At 70.2% G+C, this 20,941-nt stretch carries 16 protein-coding genes; 13 read left to right on the top strand and 3 right to left on the bottom strand.

Features of this window, described 5'->3' with window-relative positions; all coding sequences use genetic code 11:
• Positions 1-43 precede the first annotated feature (43 nt).
• Together H4W30_RS32810 and H4W30_RS32805 are read right to left on the bottom strand one after the other, a co-directional pair.
• Positions 44-913, bottom strand: a complete 870-nt coding sequence (locus tag H4W30_RS32810; RefSeq protein WP_005456780.1) for a DUF6671 family protein — start codon at positions 911-913, stop codon at positions 44-46.
• Complete coding sequence (locus H4W30_RS32805) at positions 913-1,212, bottom strand: helix-turn-helix transcriptional regulator (RefSeq protein ID WP_005456781.1); 300 nt, start codon at positions 1,210-1,212, stop codon at positions 913-915. The genes H4W30_RS32810 and H4W30_RS32805 overlap by 1 nt, the downstream gene beginning before the upstream one ends.
• A gap of 126 nt (positions 1,213-1,338) precedes the next feature.
• On the opposite strand from H4W30_RS32805, the gene H4W30_RS32800 reads away from it, so the two are divergent.
• The 12 genes from H4W30_RS32800 to H4W30_RS32745 all read left to right on the top strand — a co-directional run bounded on the left by H4W30_RS32800 (position 1,339) and on the right by H4W30_RS32745 (position 18,085).
• A complete protein-coding gene (locus H4W30_RS32800) occupies positions 1,339-1,797 on the top strand; it encodes a hypothetical protein (protein WP_005456782.1) in 459 nt (152 codons plus the stop codon).
• Positions 1,794-3,377, top strand: coding sequence for a proton-conducting transporter transmembrane domain-containing protein (locus tag H4W30_RS32795; protein WP_091679436.1), 1,584 nt, complete (start codon positions 1,794-1,796; stop codon positions 3,375-3,377). The genes H4W30_RS32800 and H4W30_RS32795 overlap by 4 nt, the downstream gene beginning before the upstream one ends.
• Before the next feature lie 154 nt (positions 3,378-3,531).
• Complete coding sequence (locus H4W30_RS32790) at positions 3,532-6,162, top strand: DUF2309 domain-containing protein (protein ID WP_005456785.1); 2,631 nt, start codon at positions 3,532-3,534, stop codon at positions 6,160-6,162.
• Positions 6,163-6,253: 91 nt separating this feature from the next.
• Positions 6,254-6,853: a hypothetical protein gene (locus H4W30_RS32785; RefSeq protein ID WP_005456790.1), complete on the top strand. Its 600-nt coding sequence runs from the start codon at positions 6,254-6,256 to the stop codon at positions 6,851-6,853.
• Between the two features lie 46 nt (positions 6,854-6,899).
• Complete coding sequence (locus tag H4W30_RS32780; RefSeq protein WP_005456797.1) at positions 6,900-8,345, top strand: NADP-dependent isocitrate dehydrogenase; 1,446 nt, start codon at positions 6,900-6,902, stop codon at positions 8,343-8,345.
• Between the two features lie 35 nt (positions 8,346-8,380).
• Positions 8,381-10,063: a dihydroxy-acid dehydratase gene (gene ilvD / locus H4W30_RS32775; protein WP_005456798.1), complete on the top strand. Its 1,683-nt coding sequence runs from the start codon at positions 8,381-8,383 to the stop codon at positions 10,061-10,063.
• Between the two features lie 239 nt (positions 10,064-10,302).
• Positions 10,303-11,088, top strand: a complete 786-nt coding sequence (fabI, locus tag H4W30_RS32770) for an enoyl-ACP reductase FabI (protein ID WP_005456799.1) — start codon at positions 10,303-10,305, stop codon at positions 11,086-11,088.
• A 97-nt stretch (positions 11,089-11,185) separates the two neighbouring features.
• The gene (gene bioD / locus H4W30_RS32765) at positions 11,186-11,866 is read left to right on the top strand and encodes an ATP-dependent dethiobiotin synthetase BioD (protein WP_005456800.1); all 681 of its coding nucleotides are present in this window, start codon (positions 11,186-11,188) and stop codon (positions 11,864-11,866) included.
• 96 nt (positions 11,867-11,962) lie between these two features.
• Positions 11,963-12,814, top strand: a complete 852-nt coding sequence (locus tag H4W30_RS44620) for a phosphoadenosine phosphosulfate reductase domain-containing protein (RefSeq protein WP_083844754.1) — start codon at positions 11,963-11,965, stop codon at positions 12,812-12,814.
• 362 nt (positions 12,815-13,176) lie between these two features.
• Entirely contained in the window at positions 13,177-13,560 is a 384-nt protein-coding gene (locus H4W30_RS32755; protein WP_005456801.1) for a helix-turn-helix domain-containing protein, read from the top strand.
• 338 nt (positions 13,561-13,898) lie between these two features.
• A complete protein-coding gene (locus tag H4W30_RS32750) occupies positions 13,899-14,831 on the top strand; it encodes a hypothetical protein (protein WP_143101978.1) in 933 nt (310 codons plus the stop codon).
• A gap of 155 nt (positions 14,832-14,986) precedes the next feature.
• A complete protein-coding gene (locus tag H4W30_RS32745; protein ID WP_091679433.1) occupies positions 14,987-18,085 on the top strand; it encodes a Tn3 family transposase in 3,099 nt (1,032 codons plus the stop codon).
• 201 nt (positions 18,086-18,286) lie between these two features.
• On the opposite strand, the gene H4W30_RS32740 is transcribed toward H4W30_RS32745, so the two are convergent.
• Entirely contained in the window at positions 18,287-19,159 is an 873-nt protein-coding gene (locus H4W30_RS32740; RefSeq protein WP_091679431.1) for a DUF4241 domain-containing protein, read from the bottom strand.
• Between the two features lie 524 nt (positions 19,160-19,683).
• Here H4W30_RS32740 and H4W30_RS32735 point away from each other — a divergent pair.
• Complete coding sequence (locus tag H4W30_RS32735; protein WP_091679428.1) at positions 19,684-20,889, top strand: IS110 family RNA-guided transposase; 1,206 nt, start codon at positions 19,684-19,686, stop codon at positions 20,887-20,889.
• Positions 20,890-20,941: the final 52 nt, after the last annotated feature.

Here is a 20,941-nt window from a genome sequence, read left to right as displayed (position 1 = left end):
GCTGGGGCCGGCCGGGTGGGTCTGCGGGGGTGGTGTCCGGGGGTTACGGGTTGCAGCATTCGCAGAACGTGGGATCGGCACGTCGTTGGCCGTCATCGCGAGGGTGGCGGCCGCGGTGCGGGCAGCGGGCACACCCGTGGATCGTTGCCAGGGTCAGGCGGGTGGGCTCGCCACACGTGCCGCAGGGCAGACCAGGTTCGCGGTCCACCGGGCCGAATCCGGGGGTGCCGCAGGCCGGGCACAGGGTGGCCAGACGCGAGGCGAGTTGGTGGGCGAGCACGCTGATCTCCCGCATGCGGGTGGGGTTGACGTGCGCGCGCATGTCGGTCTCCAGTCGCGCCAGGCCATCGGTGGAGTGCGCGGTGCACCGGCTGATCGCCGCATCGAGGTCGGCACGGGTCTGGATGCCCTTGCAGATGGGGCCTGGAGCCCGCACGTCGGCGGGGCTGTGGGGACGGACGATGACCGCGTGGGCACCGAAACCGACGCGCGCCAGGTAGGCGTCGGTTTCCTCGTCGAGGCGGCGGGTCGTGGTGTGGCTGAAGTTCGTCGGTGTGGTTCGGCGCTCCAGGATGCAGACGTCCCGCACCGTGTCGAGGAAGGCGAGGATCTCCTGGCCGGCGCTCAGCATTGGCGCGACCGGGTGCGGGCCGAAGGAGCCTTCGCTGGCCACGGCGAGTCCGAGGCCGGTCGACTCGATCGCGAGGCGCGCCTTGCGGACCGCGGTCTCGGCCGCCGACCCGGCGCGGGGGATCTCACCGGTGAAGGTGCCGAGCTGATCGGTGTCCACATCGTGGGCGAGCACAAGCCGCATGCCGGGGATCCGCGCCAGGGCGGCAGCGAGGGCTCGCTGCTTGCCGTGTCGGGTGGCCATCGCGACCGGTGCGCCCGCGTAGGGGTGCACGGCGAGCATTACACGAGGTTGCCGGATCGGGCGTCGATGCCGGTGAGCAGGGCCACGAGCTGCCCGATGGCGGTGTCACGGTCCATCGGGTGCCGCAGCGGCAAATCCGGATGCAACCGGTACCGGTTGCGCCGCCCCTCCCTGGTGCGTTCCAGGTAGCCCGCCTCGACGAGGTCGGCCACGATGCGCTGCGCCGCCCGCTCGGTGATGCCCACCACCTCGGCCACATCCCGCAACCGAACTTGTGGATCCCGCACCACGCACAGCAGTACGTGGGCGTGATTGGTCAAGAACGTCCACTCCTGCATGGCCGCAACTGTACCTCGTCGGGGGTAACGCATGTCACGCTTGCCAAAGCACGTCATCAATGTCGTATGATTCATATCGCGTATTAGAACACAGGTCATTGGTAGCGTGCTTGGGAGGTGGGTGTCATGGGCGACGAGGAGATGGCGCTCCCGTGGGAGAACCTGCTGCGGGAGGTGGGCGCGGTGGTCGACGCCGAGATGGCGGGCGTACTGACCGGCGAGCGCGCGGCCGATGAGGTGGCGCGGCGCTGGGCGCACCGGTGGGCCTCGCCGCCGCCGGACGTGGTGATCGACACCAGCCCGCCGGGCGTGCGGCGGGGGGCCGCGCAGAGCGTGGGTGCCTACATCGCCCGGGAGCTGGAACGGGGGCGGTCGCTGTACTGCGTGGTCCACGACGAGTTCGTCCGGGTGCGGATCGGGGGTTTCGACGGGCGTGCGTTGCCTCCGCATTGCCTGGAACACCTCGGTTCGCCGCCCGAGCCCGCTGCGGGCACCGGTGCTGAGCCGCGCGCCACCGACCTCGCCGGAGCCCCGGCGACGCGCGGCGCGGCGGCGCGCGCGGGTCAGGAAGGTACGACGGCGTGACAGGGGTGACGCTGCTCGTTTTGGTGGCCCTTCCCGCTGTTGCGGCCATGGCCGGGTCGATCCGGCGGCTACGAAGCTTGGCGCCCGCGTTGGGTGCGGGTGCGGCGCTGGTGGCCACCGCGCTGGCGGGGACGCTGGCCGTGACGGTGGTAGTCGGCGGGCCGGTGGCGATGGTGCTGGCCAACCCGGACGGGCGAGCCTGGACCGGGCTGGTGGTCGACCACGTCGGGGCGATCGTTCTGCTGCTGGTGTGCACGGTCAGCGCCGTGGTCCAGGCGTTCGCCCGCCGCTACCTGCACGGCGATCCGGCCGCGGCCCGCTTCGCTGTCGCGGCGGGGGCGCTGACCGCCGCGACCACGGTGATGGTGACCGCGGCGACTCTCGTCACCCTGGCGGTGGCGTGGACGCTGACCGGGGTGATCTTGTGCCGTCTGGTGGGGATGTATCGGCCGGCGCCCTCGGCCGTCGATGCCGCACGGCGCACCACCCGTGCCGTCGTCGCCGGGGACGCCGCGTTGTGGACTGGGGTTGTCCTCGCGGTCACGGTCTGGGGGGATCTCGACCTGCGCCACCAGGGCGACGCGGCCCTCGGCGGTGCGGTGGGCACGGTGGTGGCCTGTTCGCTGGTGGTCGCCGCGGCCGTGCGGTGCGCGCAGCTGCCCTGGCACCGATGGCTGCCGGCGACCCTGGCGGCACCGACCCCGGTTTCGGCTCTGCTGCACGCCGGCGTGGTCAACGCCGGCGGGGTGCTGCTGGTGAAGCTGTCGCCGATCGTCGGTGCCGCGCCGGTGGCGACACACCTGGCGTTCGCCATCGGAGCCGCCAGCGTCGTGGCCGCCACCGCGATCATGCTGACCCGCCCCGACATCAAAGGGGCGCTGGTGCACTCCACGATCGGGCAGATGGGGTTCATGCTCATGACCTGCGGGCTCGGCCTCTACGCCGCGACGGTGGTGCACCTGGTGGCGCACGGGCTGTTCAAAGCCACCCTGTTCCTCGGCTCGGGGTCGGCCGTGCAGCGGCACGCTGGCCACACTGCGGCTCCTCCCGCGCCTCGGTTGGCTCCTGCCCGCGCAGCGCAGGTCGCTGTCCTCGCCGGGGTCGCCGCCGTCGCGGCGGTCGGGGTGGCGGCCTGGTTGCTACCCCTTCATGCCGGTGGCGTCGCGTTGTCGCTCTTCGCCGTGGCCACCGCCGCGCGGCTGGCGTGGGGCTGGCTGCGTCGTCACCCGACCGGCGGCGCGCTGGTCACGGTGGTGATCGTGCTGCCGGGCGTGGCGATCGGGTACCTGGCCCTGGTGGGCGCGGTCACCGAGCTCCTGGCCCCGAGCCTGCCCGCAAGCGGGCCCGCCGCTGTCTCGGCCTGGGTTCTCGCGACCGTGGTGGCGGTGCTGGCGGCCGGTGCGCTGCTGCTCCACCTGGCACCCGCGGTCGGTCTGGGCCGGTGGCGCGACCGGCTGTACGTGGCGGCGTTGTCCGCCGGGCAGCAGCGCACGTACACCGCCGCCTGGGGTCACCCGCCATGGCTGGTACCGACACCGCGTCCGCGGCCGGTTCCCCAACTGGAAGGAGCTCGGGCGTGACTCGCCCCCACGCGCTCGACGGCATCCCGCGCAAGCGGGTCGCCGCCATGACAGGTGAGTCACCGGCTGTCCCGCACGCGTGGCTTCCCCTGTTCTCCACGGTCGCACGTTCCGCCACTTGTCGCGTCGTGCTCGCGCAGGAGGGTTCACACTCATGACCACCGGCCCCGCCACCAACCTCGCCCCCGATGCCGTCTCTGACGTCGCCACACAGCAGGCGGCAGTGCGCGCCGAGATCGCCGACGCGGCCGGATTCCTGGCTCCGACCTGGCCATTGGCGGACTTCATCGCGGTCAACCCGTTGTCCGGCCTGCTGGACCGCCCGTTCGCCGACGCGGCCACCACCGCCGCGGATCTGCTCGGAGCACGAGTCACCCCAGACGAGACCTGGCTACGTGCCGCCTGGCAGCGCGGCCGGATCACCGACGACGACCTGCGCGCCGCGCTGGCCCGCCGCCACCCCACGGCGCTACAGCGGGGCCCGCTCACTCTCGGCAACCGCGCCTACGACCCGGTCGACCTGCTGGTGGCCGATCTGCACCAGGGCATCGCGTGTCCACCGCCGCGCCGTCAGGCACGCACCGCGGCCGAAGCACTGGCCCCGGAGGTGGCCGCCCTGCTCAACACCCACACGATCCAGTGGTGCGCGGCCTACCTGGACGAAGGCCAGTCCACCTGGCGGATGCCGGGTCGTGACCGCGGCTTCTACTCGGCGTGGCGGGCGCTGGCCGCCCATGACGGAACCTTGCCGCGGCCGGTGCGGGCGCGGCTGCGGCACCTGCCCGAACGCGCCGAGCACACCATCCTGGACGCGCTGGCCGCGCTCGGTGTCCCGGACGACCAGCGGACCCGCTACCTGCAGGCCCACCTGGCCTGCTTGCCCGGCTTCGCCGCCCACGTCCGGTGGCGCGGCGAGCGGCCCGACAGCGGCATCGACCTCGTCGACTACCTCGCGTTGCGGTTGGCCGTCGAAGCCGCCGCGCTCGCCGGCTCCCACGCTCCCGGCACAGCGTGGTCCTGGGCCTCCGCGAGCCGGTTCGACACCCGGCAGGCCACCGTCGACCCGCACGACCGGGCCTACCACCTGTTGGGAGCGCTGGAAGTCACCGACACCGATGCCGCCCAACGGAGCGAGCTGGTGGAGCTGCTCGACCAGCTGCCGATCCAGCAGCGGGCGCTGGTCTGGCTGGACGCCTACGAGGACCACTACCGGAGCCGGCTGCTGCTGCGCATCCTCGGCCGGCCCCAGCCCGAACTGCCCGAAGCCCCACCGCGGGCGCAGGTGGTGTGCTGCATCGATCCCCGCTCCGAAGGACTGCGCCGCCACCTGGAGGTCCTCGGCAGCTACCAGACCCTGGGCTTCGCCGGTTTCTTCGCCGTCGCCATGCGCTACCGCGACCTCGCCGGGGGTGCCGCTCGCACCCAGTGTCCCGGCCCGATCACGCCTCGCCACACCCTCACCGAGCACCCCGCCCCTGGTCGGCGGCGCGCGGCCGAGCGGTCACTGGCCGGCCGCAGGGTGCTCGCCGCCGCCGAGCACTCCCTGCACGCCGCCAAGGACGACCTGCTGGCGCCGTTCGCCCTCGCCGAAGCCGCCGGCTGGCTGGCCGGGCCGCTGGCCGCGGCCAAGACCTTCACTCCCCGTGCCGCCGGCGCCACAGGCGCGTGGTGGGCCCGCCGCATCACGCCCGAGCCGCAGACCGAGATCTCCATCGCCGAGGCGCTCACCCCCGAGGAGCGTGCCGCGACCGCCGAAACCATCCTGACGTTGATGGGCCTGACCCGCGGGTTCGCGCGGCTGGTCGTGTTCTGCGGGCACCGCGCCCACACCGACAACAACCCCTACCAGGCCGCGCTGGACTGCGGCGCCTGCGGGGGACATCCCGGAGGTCCCAACGCCCGCACGGCCGCCGCCCTGCTCAACGATCCGCAGGTCCGCCTTCACCTGGCCGACCGCGGCATCACCGTTCCCGACGACACCTGGTTCGTCCCGGCCGAACACGACACCACCACCGACACCGTACGCCTGCTGGACACCCACCTCCTGCCCGCCACCCACCGCCGCGACGCTGACAGGCTCACCGCCGACCTCCGCACGGCCGGCACCCGGCTGGCCGCCGAACGCTGCGCCATCCTGCCGGGCGCACCCACCCGGCCCCGCCCGCGGCACGCGGCGCGCCACACCCGCGCCCGGGCCCGTGACTGGGCCCAGGTCTTCCCGGAATGGGGTCTCGCCGACAACGCCGCCTTCCTCATCGCGCCCCGCGCCCTCACCCGCGGCATCGACCTGCACAGCCGCGTGTTCCTCCACGACTACGATCCCGACCTCGACCCGACCGGCACCGTCCTGGAAACAATCCTCACCGCGCCGCTCGTCGTCGCACACTGGATCAACAGCCAGTACTACTTCGCCACCGTCGACCCGCAGTCCTTCGGCGCCGGCAGCAAAACCCTGCACAACGTCACCGGTGGGGGCCTGGGCGTCATGACCGGCCACACCAGTGACCTCCAGCCCGGCCTGCCCTGGCAGTCCCTCACCGACGGCCACCACGCCCGACATGAACCGCAACGCCTGCTCGCCATCGTGCAGGCACCCCTGCCCAGGCTGGACACCCTCATCGCCCGCCACACAATGCTGCACCACATGTTCAGCCACGACTGGATTGGACTCGCCGCACGGGAACAGCCCGACGACCCGTGGCACCGCTACACCCCCACCGGGTGGCAGCCCTGGCACCCCAGCACCGACACGCCAGCACCGACATCCCGGCAGGCGCTCCCGTGACCGCTCCACACCACCCGATGGCGGCGTCCCACCCGGAACGACCTGTCCTAACTCCCCACGTAACAGAGCCGCTTGGAAAGAGAGGTACCCGATGAGCGCGCTTCTACTGATCTCAAGTGTGGACCACGCCGAGGTCGCCGTCGAGCAGGCGAGCGACTACCTGGTCCACCACCGGCGCTACGGCGGCGATCCAGCTCAGCGGGACGCCCTGCTCGGGATTTGGATCCGCCGCGAGCTTGACGCGGACCTGCCCACGTTGTTCCCGTGCGGCGAGCATGTGCAGACCTGCGGATGCGCCGTCGGGGACCCCACGGAAGGGCGCCCGCCAGCAGTGCCGGTGGGGATCCGGACCTCCTCCTCGGTGTCCGGGCTGTGGTCGCTGTGCTGGCTGGACGGTTCCGCCCTGCGCGAGGCACACAACCCCCACCAGCGACGGCGCCTGATCCTCGATGTCCTGGTGCAAGGCGCGGCGCCCGCAGCGAGCCTGCCGGGAGCGTTCTTTCCGGTCTTCGCGCACACCGACTCCCGCGACACCGTCCACGCCACCCTGACCGAACTCGGCAGCCGCTACCCGCGCCTGGTCGCGACCCACTGGTACATCGATGACCCAGAGCAGGGCATCAGTGGACCGTGCGGCACGACCAGCGCCGGATGCCGGCTCGCACGCGGCACCGCCACGACTCGCCCCTAGCCCATCCAGCGTCCCGTCCCGTCACGTCCTCGGTCTCAGGAGCAGCATGACCACGCATTCCACATCCGCACCGATCACCGTCGCCCACGGAGACGGAATCGGTCCGGAAATCATGGAAGCCACCCTTTCGGTGCTCAACGCCGCAGGCGCGGCCCTTGACATCGACACGATCACCATCGGAGAGTCGGTCTATCAGGCTGGCAACCCCGCCGGCGTCACTCCCGAGGCGCTCGAGTCGATCCGCCGCACGGGTGTGTTCCTCAAGGCGCCCATCACCACCCCGCAAGGCGGAGGGTTCAAGAGCCTCAACGTCACCGTGCGCAAGACGTTCGGTCTCTATGCCAACGTCCGGCCATGCGTCGCCTACGCACCGTTCGTCGCCACCAAGCACCCTGGCATGGACGTCGTCATCGTTCGGGAGAACGAAGAGGACCTCTACGCCGGCATCGAGCACCGCCAGACCGACGAGGTCGTGCAGTGCCTCAAGCTCATCTCCCGGCAGGGATGCGAGCGGGTAATTCGCTACGCCTTCGAGTACGCCACAGCCTATCGGCGAACCAAGGTGACAGCGTTCACCAAGGACAACATCATGAAGATGACCGACGGCCTGTTCCACCGGGTGTTCGACGAGGTCGCCGCCGACTACCCCGATATCCAGGCAGAGCATTGGATCGTCGACATCGGTGCGGCCAAGCTCGCCGACACCCCCGAGGCGTTCGACGTCGTCGTCCTGCCGAACCTCTACGGCGACATCCTCTCCGACGTCGCCGCCCAGATCGCCGGATCTGTCGGCCTCGCCGGAAGCGCGAACATCGGCGAGCGAGTCGCCATGTTCGAAGCCATCCACGGATCCGCCCCCCGGCGAGCCGGCCAAGACGTTGCGAATCCTTCAGGGCTGCTGCTGGCCGCGGTACAGATGCTGGTCCACATCGGACAAGCCGACGTCGCGAGCCGAGTCCACAACGCCTGGCTGCGGACCATCGAAGACGGCATCCACACCTACGACATCTACGAGCCCGATACCAGCACCTCCAAGGTCGGCACCACGGCGTTCGCGGCATCGGTCATCGACCGTCTCGGCCAAGAACCCACCCGGCTGCCGGCAACGCACTACGCCCAGCACAGGCCGATCACCGTCAAGCTCGCGGGCCGATCCGCTGCCGCCAAGACCCAGCTCGGCGTCGACGTGTTCGTCCACAGCCCAGACACCACCCCAGACGAACTCGCCGCCAAGCTTCGTCCGTTCGCCGCACCCCTGCACCTTGACATGATCTCCAACCGGGGACAGAAGGTCTGGCCAGGCGGCGCGCCCGAGACCCTGCTCACCGACCACTGGCGATGCCGCTTCCTCGACCCGCGCGGGACCACCACCGCCGCCGAGGTCGTCGCCCTCCAGGCCCGCATGGTCGAGCACGGCATCGAACCGATCAAGACCGAAGGACTCTACGCCTTCGACGGCGAACCCGCATTCACCCGAGGCCAGGGCCAATGAAGGGCCGAGCTGACCAAGCGAAGCCGGGAGAAGACATGGACCCGCGTCACCGTAGCCGAATCGTCACCGACGGCGTCACCCGAGCACCGGCCCGGGCGATGCTGCGGGCAGTCGGGTTCGCCGACGAGGACTTCACCCGGCCGCAGATCGGTGTGGCCGCGGCCGCCAACGACCTCACACCCTGCAACATCGCCCTGGACCGCCTGGCAGGCGCGACGGCCGACGGGGTCAGGAAGGCGGGCGGGGTGGCGATGCGGTTCTCGACCATCGCCATGTCCGATGGGATCGCCATGGGGCACCGCGGCATGCGCGCGTCCCTTCCCAGCCGGGACCTCATCGCAGACTCGGTCGAGTGTGTCATGGAGGCCGAACAACTCGACGCGATGGTCACCATCGCCGGCTGCGACAAGAGCCTTCCCGGGATGCTCATGGCCGCCGCACGCCTCAACGTACCCACGGCGTTCTTGTACGGCGGCTCCTCCCTCCCCGGGAGCTGGCAGGGTCGGCCGGTGACGATCCAGGACGTGTTCGAGGCCGTCGGCGCGCAGGCAAGCGGCCTGCTCAGCACCGACGACCTCGACGAGCTGGAGCGCGCCGCGTGCCCAGGAGCCGGATCGTGCGCCGGCATGTACACCGCCAACACGATCGCCGCCGAAGCCGAAGCCCTCGGTATCGCACTGCCCGGCTCGGCATCCGCCCCCGCCATCGACCCCACACGCCCCGGCATCGCCCACGACACCGGAGCGGCCGCCGTCGCCGCCCTGCGCGCCGGGATCCGCCCACGCGACATCCTCACCCGCGAAGCCTTCGAGAACGCCATCACCGTGGTCATGGCCCTGGGCGGGTCGACCAACGCCGCGCTGCACCTACCCGCCATCGCCCACGAAGCCGGCGTCCGCCTGACCCTCGACGACTTCGACCGGATCAGCCGACACACCCCCCACATCGCCGATCTCCGTCCCGGTGGGCGCCACGTCATGGCCGACCTGCACCAGGTCGGTGGCGTGCCCGCAGTGCTCGCCGCGCTGCTGGACGCCGGACTGCTCCACGGCGACTGCCTGACCGTGACCGGAGCCACCCTGGCCGAGAACCTCGCCGAACTCGCAGCCCCGAAACCCGACGGTACGGTCCTCCGAACGCCAGATGACCCGCTCCGCCCCGACGGCGGCCTGGCCATCCTCCGCGGGGCACTCGCCCCCAGCGGCGCGGTGGTCAAGATGGCCGGCCTGACCGTCGACCGCTTCCACGGCACAGCCCGGGTCTTCGACAACGAAGACGCCGCCATGGGCTACGTCTCAGGCGGTCGCCTCACCGCAGGCGAGGTGATCGTGATCCGGTACGAAGGCCCACGCGGCGGACCGGGAATGCCGGAGATGCTCGCCGTCACCGCCGCTGTCCGCGGCACCGGCCTGGGTGACCAGGTGGCGCTGGTCACTGACGGCCGCTTCTCCGGCGCCACCACCGGCCTCTGCGTCGGCCACGTCGCCCCCGAGGCCGCTGCCGGCGGGCCGCTGGCGCTGGTCGCCGACGGCGACCCGATCATGATCGACATCCCGGCACGCACCATCGATCTCGACGTCAACCCTGCCGAACTCGAACGACGCCGTCACCGCTGGCACCCACCCCCTGCCCCGACCGGCAACGGCTTCCTAGCCAAGTACAGCCGCCTCGTCGGCTGCGCCTCGCAGGGGGCGCTCGTCGGCGCCACCCCACGATGAGCAGCCCCACCCGACGCAAACACCATCATGTCACGCGAGCGATCCGGCTTTTCTCCCATCGCCGTGCCGGCGGCACGGCCTGCGGGGCGCATCGGCGGTGCCGCCAGCGCCGACCGCCCTGTCGAAGGAATCACCGCCACGACCGGACCCTGCATCCGCCGGGCCATCGACGTCCACCAAGCGGTCACGACCCACGCCTGCCGGGCCGCACACACCAACCCCCGCGAAGGAGCCGCACTGTGTTGGACGGCAAGCACATCCTGGTGACCGGGGTCGTCACCACCGACAGCATCGCCTTCGCCGTCGCCCGCCGCGCCCAACAACTCGGCGCCGAGGTGCTGCTCACCGGGCTCCCCCGCGATCTCGATCGGGCCCGTGCGGCGGCAGCGCAGCTCACCGGCGACATCGACGTCATCCCCTTCGACGCCACTGCCTCCCACGACACCGCCCGGCTCACCGCAACGATCGCTGAGCGGTGGGAGAGACTCGACGGCGCCCTGCACGCCATCGCCTTCGCACCCGCCGACGCCCTGGAAGGCCCCCTACTCAACGCCCGCCCCGAAGGGATCGGACTGGCGTTCCAGACCAGCACCGTATCCCTCGCCGCGCTCGCCGCGGCGGTGAACCGGCTCGCCCCACCCTCCGGCGCCAGCCTGGTCGGGCTCGACTTCGACGCCAGCGCCGCGTGGCCGGTCTACAACTGGATGGGCGTCTGCAAAGCCGGACTGGAGTCGCTCAACCGGTACCTCGCACGCGACCTCGGGCCTGCCGGAATCCGGGTCAACCTCGTCGCGGCCGGGCCGATCCATACCCGGGCGGCCACCGGCATCCCCGGCTTCGAAGCCCTGCTCGACGCCTGGGCAACCCGTTCGCCCTTGCGGTGGGACCCAGCCGACTCGACCCCGGTGGCCGACGCCGTCTGCTTCCTGTTCTCCGACCTCGCCCGCGCTATCACCGGCGAGATCCTCCACGTCGACGGCGGCTACCACGCCATGGCCGCGCCCCTGCGCCAACAGGGATCATGATGGGCCACGAGGACATCCAACACCTCCACACTGATCAGGGCAGGTGCCCTGGCGCAGACTGGGCAAGATCTCGGCTGGTTGACCCGGTGGGCGCTCCATGACCCGACCTAGCCGACTCATCCTGGTCACCGGCACCGGCACCGAGGTCGGCAAGACCTGGGTGACCGCCGCCTTGTCGCGACGATTGCGAGCATTTGGCATCGAGGTCGCGGCCCGCAAACCGGCGCAGTCGTTCACACCCGGTGATACCGCGACCGACGCCGCCGTGCTCGGCGAGGCAACTGACACGCCCGCCGACACGGTGTGCCCGCCACACCGGTGGTACCCGGTACCCCTCGCGCCACCGATGGCCGCCGACACCCTACAACTGGCTCCGATCCTGCTCGACGACCTCGTCGCCGAACTCGACTGGCCCTCAGACGTCGCCATCGGCTTCGTCGAGGGCGCAGGCGGGCTGTGCTCACCAATCGCCCATGACGGCGACACCCTCTCACTGGCGCAGCGGGTGAGACCGGACCTCGTGCTACTGGTCACCGAGCCTGTCCTAGGAGTTGTGTCCCAGGTGCGCCTCGCCGCGCGAGCCCTCACCGGACACGAGGTGCTAGTCGTCCTGAACCGATACGACCCCAGCGACGAGGTGCACCGGCGTAGCCGCGACTGGCTGACAGCCATCGACGCGCTCGCCGTACTCACCAACCACGACCTCGCCGACACCGTTGATTCCGACGCGGCCTGGCGCGCCATCAGCGGCGAGCCCCCCTCGGCACGCAATCCCTGACCACGCCCCTCGGTCACTGACCCGCTTACCCACGTCCTGGACCCGAGCGGTTGGTCAGACCGGGTCAGTTTCACCCGGCAGCGACAGTCACCATGAGTGATCGCGAGAGGTGAGAACTCGACGCGGAACGGTATTGCTCTGCGCCAGCAGGCTCGCCTGAGTCGTGGCGAGGCTGCCAGCAGCGGCCGGCGCACTGTCGACACCTGGCTTCCGATCCACGACTGGACCGAAACCCAGGTATGGCAACGCATCCATGCGTCAGGTGTGCCGTACCACCCGGCCTACGACCAGGGCATGACCCGCCTGTCGTGCTCCCTCTGTGTGCTCGCCAGCCGCGCGGATCTGGTTCGCGCCGCACAACTACGCCCGGAACTGGCCGCCGAGTACGCGGAGCTGGAAGCCGAGATCGGGCACCGGTTCCGCAACGACCTGTCCATGGCCGAGATCATCACCGCCGCCGAGCAAGCCGCAACCGCGGGACACACCGAGGAGACAGCCACGATCGAGCTCGGCCAGGGCCAACTGTGGTGGCCGAGGTTCGAACGCCAGTCCGACCGCTACGGCACCGTGTTCCTGCTCACCGGTCCGGATGCCGAGGACTACGTCTCGTTCGAGAACGCACCCGTCGGCCAACCGGGACGACTCGTCGCCATCGTGGTCGAGACACGTCGCTCCGAGCACTGTGGCGACATAGCGCGGTCCCTGGCACCCGTCACGCCGACGGTCGGCGAGGAGATCACGCTCGGCGCCGGCACGTTGTTCACCGACACCGATGCCGATCTCGGCATACCCACCGCCGTCGGCCTCGCGCCGGACGACAACCGGGACGCCGACTGGCTCGACCCACGCGCCTTGTACCGCTGCCACAACCAAACCGTGCGGCTCGAACTCCGCATCAGCAGCCACACCAACAAGCGCGCACACGACACCAGGCCACGCGCAGCCTGAGAGCCGTCGCTGGCGCGGCGAACAAAGTCACAAAGGCCGTCCCTGCTCAATCGCCACACGAACCCCACCGCACACGCCGAGTGCGGGAAGAAGGAGAACGTACGTGACCAGGCTGATCGAGTCCGGCTATGACGGGCAGTTCGTCACTGACCAGGTCGGTCATTCCCACGCGGCGACCACGGCGATCTACACGGCGGTCAGCAGCGACTTCAAGAACCTAAAGGTCCGCGAGCACCTGGACGCGGTGCCGAGGAAGCCGTGCTGCAACGCGCCTTCGCGATGGCCGAGACGGAGGCGGAGATGGACGACGACTTCAGCGATCACACGTCAGGTGAGCCTGCTGGCCGCCGGAGGAGGGTGCGATGAACGCGGTGTCCCGGCAAGGACCGGACGAGCAGAACGACGACGTGCAGGTCCGGCAGCCGCGCTACGAGTGGCGGCTGCGTGAGCTGATGGCGGTCCGCAAGAACTGGTACACCACCACGAAGCTGATCCCGGAGTTGCGCAAGTACGGCTTCGAGTTCGACCGCAGCTCGATCTACCGGCTCGTCAGCACCGAACGTCCGCCGAAGATGCCGATCGAGTTGATCCTGGCCTTGTGCAAGATCCTCGACTGCCGCTTCGAGGACCTGGCGGTGGAGGTCGAGCCGCAATCGGCCACCGAGGAGCCGGCTCGCCGGGGTCCGCGGCCGGCCGTGCCGGACATGCCGTTGTTGTCCGCGGACTTCTTCGACGCCGAGAGCTGACCGGACACCGGGTCACGCACGTGGGGAAAGGGCGAGGTGTCTGCGCCAGCTGTGGATGCGACCGATCTCTGGTCGCTAGCGGGCTGTGCCATACCTGCTACCACGCCCGCCGGGACAAGGAGAGCTGTGTCGGGTGTGGCCGTCTGACCGTTCCGATTGGACGTACGGCGGAGGGGGCGTGGTGCCAGAACTGCAACGGAAAGCGCCGGGCCGAACCGTGCTCGCTGTGCGGTCGGTCGGGGCGGGTGGCCGCGCGGCGCTACGGGCAGCCGGTGTGTTCGCGGTGTTGGCAGCGCGAGCGGCGCGTCCCGCTGCCCTGCTCGGTATGCGGGCGGACGATGAAGGCCACGAAGAACAGCCCGCAGGGCCGGGTCTGCTACACCTGCCACCGCAAGACCGTTCCCCGCGAGCCCTGCTGGATGTGCGGCAAGGTCGTGCTGGCCGCCGCCCACACCGAGGAAGGAGCGTGGTGCGAACGATGCCGCCGGACGCATCTGGCCGAGCCCTGCTCACGATGCGGCCAGACGGCGCCGGTCACCGTCCGCGACGACGAGAAACGGCCGGTGTGCCGGCGGTGTTGGCAGCGCGGGCATCAACGGCCGCTGCGCCGGTGCATCGACTGCGGCGAGGACAAGCCTGCGGCTCGGCTCATCGAGGACGGGCCACTGTGCGAGAAGTGCGACAACCGGCGTGCGCCGGAGGTGCTGTGCCCGCGCTGCGGGAAGACCCGCAAGGTCGGGATTCTGAGCACGGGGGTTTGCCGGGCCTGCGCCCAGCAAGCTGGGCCACGCCAGCCGTGCCACAACTGCGGCCGGACCAGGTTGGTGGCCTACCGCGACGCCGACGGCGAACCGTGGTGCGACGGCTGCCGCCGCCAGACGCTGGCCGAACCGTGCTCGGGCTGCGGCGTCCACAAGGTGGTGTGCGCGCGTGACCATAATGGACCGTGGTGCAAAGCGTGCTGGGAAGTGGTGCGGCCCGGTCCGCCGTGTACCGACTGCGGGCAACGACCGTCGATGTCCGTGCCAGCTACGGACGGTGTGGCCAGGTGCGTGCCGTGCTACCTGGCCGCCCAGGTCCCCTGCACCCGATGCGGAACCACCGCCCGCGCCGAACGACATTGGCCGGAGGGCCCGGTCTGCCTGTCCTGTGTGGACGCGGTACGGCTCACACACGAGCACTGCCACTGCTGCGGCCAACTAGCCGCGGTGTTCCGCCGCGAGCCCGCCGGGCCGTTGTGCCCGGACTGCGCGGGCGTCACCTTCTCCTAGGGGGACCGCCGGGATACGGGAGAAACCTGCCAAGTGGTCGGGTAGTGCCTGGTAGAGGGCGCTAGAGATCGTTAGAGAGCCCGTGTGACGTGGGTGCGGCGGGTGTTGGTTAGGGTGCGCTGGGTTACGTCCGCTGGCTGGGCCTGGGGTGCTGGGTGGCTTCGATCGATCGGACCGCCTATCCTCGGTTCAAGCGGGTGGTGTCGGTCCGTGAGCTGGCGGAGGCGTTCACGCCGGTCGCCGGCGAGATTGAGTGGGCTCGGGGGCGGAGTCAGGGCGAGCCGAACTTCCTGGCGTTGGTGGTGCTGCTGAAGTGCTACCAGCGGCTGGGGCATTTCCCGAAGCTGGCTGACGTGCCGGTGGTGGTGATCAACCATGTCCGGGCCGCGCTGGGCCTGGCCGAGGACGTCCTGGCGGTGCACGAGTCGGATCGGACGTTGTGTCGCCACCGTGACTACGTCCGTGACCGACTGAATGTGGTCTACAAGCCCGCCGAGGCACGCGCGATCGCCGAGAAAGCGATCCGCAAGGCGGTCACCACGAAGGACAACCCGGCCGACCTGATCAACGTCGCGCTGGAGGAGCTGGTCCGGGCACGGCGCGAGCTGCCGGGGTTCACCACGCTGGACAAGATGGTCTCCGCGAGCCGCACCGAGACGAACACCGCGTTGTTCGGGCTGGTCGCGACCCGGCTGGACGCGGCGGACCGGCGGCGGCTCGCGCGGCTGCTGTGGCTGGACCCGACATCGCGGCGCAGCGAGTTTGACCGGCTGAAGACGCCGGCGAAGGCGGCGTCGGTGGGAAAGTTCAAGCTTCGCCTGGCCCACCTGCAAGCGCTGGACGAGCTCGGCGCGACCGAGCAGTGGCTCGACGGCATCCCGGCGACGAAGATCGCGCATTTCGCCGGGGAGGCGCGGGTGACCGACGTCGGCGACATGCGGGATATCGGCGAGGCGAAGCGGTGGACGTTGCTGGCGAGCCTGATCCACGAGTGCCGGACCACGGCCCGGGACGAGGTCGCGACGATGTTCTGCAAGCGGATGGCGGTGATCCACAAGAAGGGCAAGGAGCGGCTGGTCGAGCTGCATGAGCAGCACCGCGCCGAGTCCGAGCGGCTGCTGGACGTGTTCGGTGATGTCCTGGCCGGCGCCCGGGAGGCCACCGCACCAGACAACGACGGCGCGACCGCGCCGGAACCCGCGGCCGCGGTGGCCGAGCGGGCCGGGCGGCTGCTGCTCAAGACGCTGGCCGACGCGGGCGGGGTGGAGCAGCTCTCGGCAGCGCATGAGGTGGTGTCGGCGCACCACGGCAACAACTACCTGCCGTTGCTGGAGAAGTTCTACAAGAGCCACCGCTCGGCGCTGTTCACCCTGCTCGACACCCTCGACCTGGAGCCGACCAGCGCGGATCACAGCGTGGCCGACGCGGTGGAGTTCCTGCGCGCGATCCGGGGCCGCACCGGCGAGTACGTCCCGGAGAAGGTGACCGTCGGGCGTGGGGCGGACGCGGTGACGGTGGCGATCGACATCGACTTCGTCACTGAGGCGTGGCGCAAGATCCTGGTGGTGAAGGACCGGCCGGGCAAGCTGGTGCGCCGTCACCTGGAGGTGTGCGTGTTCTCCTACCTCGCCTCCGAGCTGCGCTCCGGGGACATCGCGGTGGTCGGCGCCGACTCCTACGCCAACCTGCACGCGCAGCTGATGTCCTGGGATGAGTGCGTCCCGCTGGCCGAGCAGTTCTGCGGCCAGGCCGGGATTCCCTCGGACCCGAAGGAGCTCACGGCGCACTACCGGGCGGCGCTGACCGATATCGCCGCGGTGGTGGACGCCGGGTTCCCGCACAACACCGACCTGTCCTTCGAGGACGGCCGCCCGGTCCTGCGGCGCCGCAAGGGTGCCGACCGGCGCCCGTCCGCGCTGGCGCTGGAGGAGTCGATTCACCAGCGGCTGCCCGAACGCGGGCTGCTGGACATCCTGGCCCGCACCGCGCACCTGGTCGGCTGGCCGCGGCACTTCGGGCCGGCGTCGGGATCGGACCCGAAGATCCGCGACGCGATGGCCCGCTACGTCCTGACCGTGTTCGCCAACGGCACGCTTCTCGGCCCCGCGCAGGTCGCGCGGCACATGCGTGACCAGGTCAGCGCGCACGAGCTGTCGATCGCGGCGAACAAGCACACCACTTGCGCCAAGATCGACGCCGCGTCCACCGACGTGATCAACGAGTTCGCGAAGCTCGACGTCGCCGGGATGTGGGGCGACGGCCGGGTGGTCGCGGTGGACGGCACGCAGGTGGACACGTGGGAGAACAACATCCTCGCCGAGTCCCACATCCGCTACGGCGGCTACGGCGGGATCGCCTACCGGCACATCTCCGACACCTACATCGCCCTGTTCTCCCACTTCATCCCGTGCGGGGTGTGGGCGGCCGTCTATATCATCGAAGGGTTGCTGCGCAACGACTCGGAGATCCAGCCCGACACGATCCACGCCGACACCCAAGGCCAGTCCCTGCCTGTTTTCGGGCTCGCCGCGCTGCTCGGCTTCGACCTGCTCCCGCGCATCCGCAACTGGGCGGATCTGAACTTCTACCGGCCCAGCGCGGACACCGGGTTCGCGCACATCGACTCGCTGTTCGGCGACAACGTGATCGACTGGGGCCTGATCGAGACGCATTGGACGGACCTGCTGCGCACCGCGATCTCGATCAGCGAGGGCCGGTTGTCGTCGATGACGCTGCTGCGCCGGCTGGGCAACAACTCGCGGAAGAACCGCCTGTACCGGGCGTTCCGGGAGCTGGGCCGGGTCATCCGCACGATCACGCTGCTGCGGTTCCTCGCGGACGCGCAGTTGCGGGAGCAGATCACCGCGATCACCAACAAGGCCGAGGCGTTCCACGGGTTCTCCGCGTGGCTGCGTTTCGGCGGGGAGGCGGTCGGGCGTAACGACCCGGACTACCAGGAAAAGATCATCAAGTTCAACGAGCTGCTCGCGAACTGCGTGATCTACTCCAACGCCTGCGACATCACCGCCGCGGCGAACGCGCTGGCCTCCGACGGGCACCCGATCGACACCGACGATCTGGCCACGATCTCCCCGTACATCACCCACACCATCCGCCGCTTCGGGGACTGGGTGCTCGATCTGTCGCCGCCTGACGCGGTGCCGGTCACTACGCTGGACCTGGTGCCGGGGGCGCTGTTCCCCGGCGACGCCACCGCGCCGCGCCGGACAAGGGCGCGCGTCACCGCGAAGTAAGGGATCCTGATGACCACCCGTTGGGTCCGCTACGTCGTTCCGGTCATGGTCGAGATCGACTGCGACAACGACTCCATCGCGGGCTGCGCGCAACCCCAATCGCCGGGAAGCGCCCCCTGGGGGAAACTGCCTCGCGCGCGACGCGCATGCGTCTCGCCACTTAGGGCGCGATCCGACGCCCCAACCCCGCACGACGAGGTTTCACGTTTCATCGCTGCTCGGGGAGCGGCGTGCCCGGATGTTCGGAGTCGCCGGACTGGCGATCCCGGTGGGGGGCCGCACTGGAGACCGTTGCACTGGAGACAGTGGCTGTGGCCTGGCCGCATATGGCGGGCGTGGTGGCGTGGTCGAGTCCTCCGGGACGCTTATCGGACCGTTGCCTGAGGGTGGCTCGTCATTCTCGCTATCGCCATCCCCGGTCAGGATGCAAAAGTCGGTGAGGAAGCAAGCGACCTCGCCGTCGGCGGTGCGCCCAACCCAGGTTGGATAGTGCCCGTCTCCGCTACCAGAGGGAAACGCCACCGCAAGGGGCCGGTCCCCGTCGTCGGCCAGTGTGGCGGGCGCGGTGCGGTCGGTCTCGCCGAGGATGTGGATGTCCAGGTTAGATAGCAGCTGGTTGCTGTAGTCGTCGTTCTCGCGCAGCGCCGCGATGTTCGCCGCGTCCACGAAGCCGCCGGCGCCGCCGACGACCGGATAGCCGAAGTACTCGTCGTCGCCCAGTTCGGCGGCATCCTGGCCCGCGCACGTCGCCATCTCCCAGGAGGCGGCTGGCTCGTCCCGGATCATCAGCCGGGCCGCCGCGACCCACTCCTGCGCATCCTGCTCGTCCGGTTCGCCGAACACGGCGAGCACCAGCACCACCGGATACCGGCCCGGTGGCACCTGTTGGACAAACCTGTCCTCGGAGCCGGACATCGACAAGAACATGGCCGGCTCGCCGGCGACGACCCGCCCGGACGGCAGCCACAGCGAGGCGTCCTGCCGCAGCCGGACGGTGGCGACATCGCCGCGGGACAGTGTGTGATGCGTTCCTGGGGCGAACAGCCATTCGAAATCGGGTGCGGACACCGGCATAACTGCTCCTTCGACGAGTTTCTTCACTGTCCACCGGCGCCGAAGACGGATGACACCTTGGCGACACCTGATGAAGCGATCGTAGCCACCTCTTCTCCCCGGCCTAGCCATGTCCACCGGCAAATGTCCTAACGGATCCGATCGGATACCTGGAAGGGCACCGGTGTCAGGCTTCGCGCGGCAAGGGACCTGTAGTTTCTCTCATAAATGAACAGTTGTGACAGTTCTGCGAACAGCCCGATCCGCCCCGAAGATCCGCAGGTCGCGATTCGCACAAAACCTCTCAGAACCCCCCCCGTTACCTTTTTCGTAGCTCCTGATCAAGGAGTCGTGGTCGCCAGGTCCGGCATGACTGACGCCCCCAGTCGAGCGCATGATCCGGGGGGTGGTGTCACCGGACCTGGTGGCATCGAGGGACCGCTGATAGGGACACGGCCGCCCGCCGGGCAGGTCTCGTCGTAACGTGGGTGCCGGCCGTCGATGCCCGACCGGCGACCACCCGCGACGAACGAACGGCAGGACGGATGACCAGCGGTTACCAGGTGTTCCTCGGCCTGGACGTCGGCAAGGGCGAACACCACGCCGTCGGCCTGGACCCGGCGGGCAAGCGGCTTCACGACGCGCCGCTGCCCAACAGCGAACCGAAGCTGCGGGCGCTGTTCGACAAGCTCGCCGCGCACGGGCCGTTGCTGGTGGTGGTCGATCAACCGGCGACGATCGGCGCGCTGCCGGTCGCGGTGGCCCGCGCGGCCGGCCACCGGGTGGCCTACCTGCCCGGCCTGGCCATGCGACGCATCGCCGACCTCTACCCCGGCCGCGCGAAAACCGACGCCCGGGACGCGTTCGTCATCGCCGACGCCGCCCGCTCGCTGCCGCACACGCTGCGCCCGGTCGACGTCGGCGACGACGCCCTGGCCGAGCTGGACGTGCTGGTCGGGTTCGACGACGACCTGGCCGGTGAGGCCACCCGGATCGGCAACCGCATCCGCGGCCTGCTCACCGGCGTCCACCCCGCCCTGGAACGCGCGATCGGCCCGAGGATCAGTCACCCGGCGGTGCTGGAGATCCTGTCCCGCTGCGGCGGCCCGACCGGCATCCGCGCCGCCGGCCGCCGCAAGCTCACCGCGATCGCCACCGCGCACGCGCCCCGCATGGGCGACAAACTCGTCACCGCGATCCTGGCCGCGCTGGACGAGCAGACCGTCGTCGTCCCGGGCACAACGGCGGCCGACACCGTCCTGCCCCGTCTGGCCGACAGCCTGAAAACCGTTCTCCAGCAACGCAAACAGGTCGCCACCGAGGTCGAAGGGATACTCGATGCGCACCCTCTTGCCGGGGTCCTGACCTCCATGCCCGGCGTCGGGGTCAGGACCGCAGCCCGCATCCTGCTGGAGATCGGCGACGCCACGGCGTTCAAGTCCTCCGGCCACCTGGCCGCCTACGCCGGCATCGCCCCGGTCACCCGCAGCTCGGGCTCCTCCATCAAGGGCGAGCACCCGGCCCGCACCGGCAACCGCAAACTCAAGCGGGCGTTCTTCCTCGCCGCGTTCGCAGCCTTGTCCGACCCCACCAGCAGGGCCTATTACCAGCGAAAACGCGATGAAGGGAAGAAGCACAACGCCGCGCTGATCTGCCTGGCGCGGCGCCGCTGCGACGTCCTGTTCGCCATGCTCCGCAACAAGACCTACTACCGGCACCCCGAGACCACTCCTGCCCCGGCTGCGGCTTGACAACCACATAGGGACACCCCCCGGTTTTGACAGAGTTCTGAGAGACTGGAGG

This window comes from Amycolatopsis roodepoortensis (assembly GCF_014873915.1).
Classification (GTDB): domain Bacteria; phylum Actinomycetota; class Actinomycetes; order Mycobacteriales; family Pseudonocardiaceae; genus Amycolatopsis; species Amycolatopsis roodepoortensis.
The sequence above is the reverse complement of the archived record's forward strand: the minus strand, read 5'-3'. Positions and strand labels throughout refer to the sequence as shown.

Bases quoted from the DNA above. Each gene is read 5' to 3' on its own strand.
- H4W30_RS32810 (WP_005456780.1), bottom strand. From the start codon at position 913: ATGCTCGCCGTGCACCCCTACGCGGGCGCACCGGTCGCGATGGCCACC.
- H4W30_RS32805 (WP_005456781.1), bottom strand. From the start codon at position 1,212: ATGCAGGAGTGGACGTTCTTGACCAATCACGCCCACGTACTGCTGTGC.
- H4W30_RS32800 (WP_005456782.1), top strand. From the start codon at position 1,339: ATGGGCGACGAGGAGATGGCGCTCCCGTGGGAGAACCTGCTGCGGGAG.
- H4W30_RS32790 (WP_005456785.1), top strand. From the start codon at position 3,532: ATGACCACCGGCCCCGCCACCAACCTCGCCCCCGATGCCGTCTCTGAC.
- H4W30_RS32785 (WP_005456790.1), top strand. From the start codon at position 6,254: ATGAGCGCGCTTCTACTGATCTCAAGTGTGGACCACGCCGAGGTCGCC.
- H4W30_RS32780 (WP_005456797.1), top strand. From the start codon at position 6,900: ATGACCACGCATTCCACATCCGCACCGATCACCGTCGCCCACGGAGAC.
- ilvD (WP_005456798.1), top strand. From the start codon at position 8,381: ATGGACCCGCGTCACCGTAGCCGAATCGTCACCGACGGCGTCACCCGA.
- bioD (WP_005456800.1), top strand. From the start codon at position 11,186: ATGACCCGACCTAGCCGACTCATCCTGGTCACCGGCACCGGCACCGAG.
- H4W30_RS32755 (WP_005456801.1), top strand. From the start codon at position 13,177: ATGAACGCGGTGTCCCGGCAAGGACCGGACGAGCAGAACGACGACGTG.
- H4W30_RS32750 (WP_143101978.1), top strand. From the start codon at position 13,899: ATGAAGGCCACGAAGAACAGCCCGCAGGGCCGGGTCTGCTACACCTGC.
- H4W30_RS32740 (WP_091679431.1), bottom strand. From the start codon at position 19,159: ATGCCGGTGTCCGCACCCGATTTCGAATGGCTGTTCGCCCCAGGAACG.
- H4W30_RS32735 (WP_091679428.1), top strand. From the start codon at position 19,684: ATGACCAGCGGTTACCAGGTGTTCCTCGGCCTGGACGTCGGCAAGGGC.